This window comes from Pseudomonas sp. GM24 (assembly GCF_000282235.1).
GTDB lineage: Bacteria > Pseudomonadota > Gammaproteobacteria > Pseudomonadales > Pseudomonadaceae > Aquipseudomonas.
Genome location: NZ_AKJR01000324.1, coordinates 1 through 3,787 on the forward strand (window position 1 = coordinate 1; position 3,787 = coordinate 3,787).

Genomic DNA, 3,787 nt, shown 5'->3' on the forward strand with positions numbered 1-3,787 from the left:
CTCCCACAGGTTTCAGGGGTTCAGAGGACCATCGCGGCCACCCAGCCGAACGCCAGCAGCGGCAGGTTGTAGTGCAGGAACGTCGGCACCACGGTGTCCCAGATGTGGTGATGCTGGCCGTCGATGTTCAGACCGGAGGTCGGGCCCAGCGTCGAGTCCGAGGCCGGCGAGCCGGCGTCGCCCAAAGCACCAGCGGTACCGACGATGCACACGATAGCGATCGGGCTGAAGCCCAGTTGCACGCACAGCGGCACGAAAATCGCCGCCAGAATAGGCACCGTGGAAAACGACGAACCAATCCCCATGGTTACCAGCAACCCGACCAGCAGCATCAACAACGCGCCGATGCCCTTGCTGTGATTGATCCACGACGCCGACGACTCGACCAGGGTCTGTACCTCACCGGTGGCCTTCATCACCTCGGCAAACCCGGAGGCGGCGATCATGATGAAGCCGATCATCGCCATCATCTTCATGCCCTCGGTGAAGAGGTCATCGGTCTCGCGCCATTTCACAATGCCCGACACCGAGAAGATCAGGAAACCGACCAGCGCCCCGATAATCATCGAGTCCAGCAGCAGTTGCACGATGAACGCAGCGGCAATCGCCACACCGGCAATCATCAGGCTCAGCGGGTTGTACTGCACCGCCACTTGCTCGACCTGCTCAATCTTCGCCAGGTCGTATACGCGCCGCTTGCGATAAGTGATGAACGCCATCGCCAGGCCGAAGACCATGCCCAGCGCCGGAATGCCCATGGCGTGGGTGACATTGATGCCGCTGATATCAACACCGCTACGGGCAACGTTGGCCAGCAGGATTTCATTGAGGAAGATGTTGCCGAAGCCCACCGGCAGGAACATGTACGGCGTGATCAGACCGAAGGTCATGACGCACGCGATCAGCCGGCGATCGAGTTGCAGCTTGGTCAGTACATAGAGAAGTGGCGGCACCAGTAGCGGAATGAACGCGATGTGGATCGGCAGGATGTTCTGCGAAGCGATCGCCACGACCCACAGCAAGCCGATCAGCAGCCATTTGACGCTGCCACCGCCGGTCGCATGCTGGCGATCAACCATCGCCAGCGCCTTGTCAGCCAGGGCATGGGCCAGGCCCGACTTGGCAATCGCCACGGCGAAAGCGCCGAGCAACGCGTAGGACAACGCCACCGTCGCCCCGCCGCCCAGGCCGCTGTTGAACGCCTTGAGCGTGGCGTCGATGCCCAGGCCACCGGTCAGGCCGCCGACCAGCGCGCCAACGATCAAGGCGATCACTACGTGCACGCGGGACAGGCTGAGAATCAGCATGACGCCGACTGCCGCTATGACTGCATTCATTTCACTTCCTCGAAAAACACTGCGGTGGAAAACCGACCGCCAGACAGAATGAGTCCGCCAACGGTTCACCGGCGGATTTGCAAAGAGGGTCTTATTAGAAGGGCGCGCACTGTGCCGCAGAGTGGCCGCAGTGTCAAAGCGAGTGGGCGATTTCGGCTGCGGCAATCGGTCATATTGTGTTTCAAGGATAAAGAAAGCCGAAACGCGGCCGTTACAGTGCAAAGTCTCAGATATTTATCGAATAAGGACGTCTCCATGTCGCTCAGACAACTTTCCATCCAATGGAAAATCACCCTGCTCGCCGGCCTCTGCCTGGCCGGTATCGTGACCCTGTTGGTGGGTCTTTCGCTGTATCGCATGGAGCACAGTTCTGAACTGGTGAAAGCTTCGAGCATGGAGATGCTCACCGAGTCGGCGCAAGCGCGCATCGAGTCGCAAGGTGAAGTGCAGGCTGCCGGCATTCGCCAGCAATTCATGGACGCCTATCAGTACGGCCACGGTTTCTCGCGGCAGGTGCTGTTCCTGCGCGAACAGGCCGAAAAGCGCTTCCTCGATGCTTTCGATCTGCGTGAAGACATGACCCGTCAGGTCAAATCGGCGCTGCAAGCCAACCCGGACCTGCTCGGTCTGTCGCTGGTGTTCGAAGCCAACGCACTGGACGGCAAAGACGAACTGTTCGCCGGCCAGGCTGAACTGGGCAGCAACGACAAGGGCCGTTTCGCCCTGTACTGGTCGCAACCAACCCCGGGCAAAGTCACCTCGATGGCCCTGCCGGAAAGCGACATGGCCGACACCAGCACCGGTCCCAGCGGTCAAGCGGCCAACGCCTGGTTCACCTGCCCGCGCGCCACGCTCAAGCCGTGTGTGATCGAACCGTACTTCTATGTGATCGACGGGCAAAACGTGCTGATGACCAGCATCGTCTTCCCGCTGATGGTCAACGGCAAAGTCATCGCTTCGCTGTCGGTCGACATCAACCTCAACAGCCTGCAAGCGATCAGCCAGGGCGCGAGCAAAAAGCTCTATGACGGCCAGACCGCCGTGAGCATCATCAGCCCCGCCGGCCTGCTCGCCGGTTACAGCCCGGATGCCGGCAAACTCAGCCAGCGTCTGGATGCGGTGGATAAAACCAGCGGCGCCGAGTTGCTCAGCAAGCTCGCCTCCAGCACAAGCGTCAGCAGCCTGCACAGCAACGGCCAGTTGAAAGTGCTGTCGCCATTTCAACCGATTCCCGGGGGTCCGTCGTGGGGCGTGCTGCTGGATGTGCCAGAGAAAGTCCTGGTCAGCCGCGCCGAAGCGCTCAAGCAACAACTGGACGCGAGCAACAACTCCGGCACGCTGATCGAATTGAGCCTCGGCGTGCTGGCCGCGTTGATCGGCTTGCTGCTGGTGTGGCTGATGGCGCGCAGCGTGACCAAGCCGATCCTCGGCGTGGCGCACATGCTTGAAGACATCGCCAGCGGCGAAGGCGATCTGACCCGCCGTCTGGCCTATGACAAAAAGGACGAACTCGGGCAACTGGCCGGTTGGTTCAACAAGTTCCTCGACAAGTTGCAGCCGATCATTGCCGAGGTGAAACGCTCGGTGCAGGACGCGCGCAACACCGCCGACCAGTCTTCGGCCATCGCCACGCAAACCAGCGCCGGCATGGAGCAGCAATACCGCCAGGTCGATCAGGTTGCCACTGCCTCCCACGAAATGAGCGCCACCGCGCAAGACGTCGCCCGCAGCGCCGCGCAGGCTGCCGAAGCCGCCAAGGATGCTGATCGCGCGACCCGTCAGGGCCTGACCGTGATCGACCGCACCACCGCGAGCATCGACACCCTCGCCGCCGACATGAGCGCAGCCATGGTGCAAGTCGAAGGCCTGGCCGCCAACAGCGAGAAGATCGGCGCGGTGCTGGAAACCATTCGTGCGATTGCCGAGCAGACTAACTTGCTCGCGCTTAATGCCGCGATCGAAGCGGCGCGCGCCGGTGAGGCCGGACGCGGTTTTGCCGTGGTAGCCGACGAAGTCCGCAACCTCGCCCGCCGCACACAAGAGTCGGTGGAAGAGACCCGTCAGGTCATCGAGCAACTGCAAACCGGTACGCAAGATGTGGTTGGTTCGATGGGCAACAGCCATCGTCAGGCTCAGGGCAGTGTCGAGCAGGTTGGCCAGGCTGTGACGGCGCTGCGCCAGATTGGCGATGCGGTCACGGTGATCAGCGACATGAACCTGCAGATTGCCAGCGCGGCGGAAGAGCAGAGCGCGGTGGCCGAGGAGATCAATAACAACGTGGCGACGATTCGCGATGTGACCGAGTCGTTGTCCGGGCAGGCGAATGAGTCGGCGCGGGTGAGTCAGTCGCTCAATAGTCTGGCGAATCAGCAGCAGAGTTTAATGGATCAGTTTCGGGTTTGATTCGCAGGTTGTGGGGTGTCAGTGAGATTCCCCCCTCACCCCAGCCC

General features: G+C 61.4%; 2 protein-coding genes and 1 pseudogene. 2 read left to right on the plus strand and 1 reads right to left on the minus strand.

Annotated elements, in window-relative coordinates; translation table 11 throughout:
- Positions 1–20: 20 nt before the first annotated feature.
- Positions 21–1,337 carry a Na+/H+ antiporter family protein gene (locus PMI23_RS27750; protein WP_007920443.1) on the minus strand — a complete coding sequence of 439 codons (1,317 nt, stop codon included), beginning with the start codon at positions 1,335–1,337 and terminating at the stop codon, positions 21–23.
- A 1,398-nt stretch (positions 1,338–2,735) separates the two neighbouring features.
- Between PMI23_RS27750 and PMI23_RS30435 the strand changes: the two are divergent.
- Positions 2,736–2,882, plus strand: a pseudogene (locus PMI23_RS30435) (HAMP domain-containing protein); the annotation flags it as partial.
- Between the two features lie 102 nt (positions 2,883–2,984).
- Positions 2,985–3,740, plus strand: coding sequence for a methyl-accepting chemotaxis protein (locus tag PMI23_RS30440; protein WP_371857720.1), 756 nt, complete (start codon positions 2,985–2,987; stop codon positions 3,738–3,740).
- Positions 3,741–3,787: the final 47 nt, after the last annotated feature.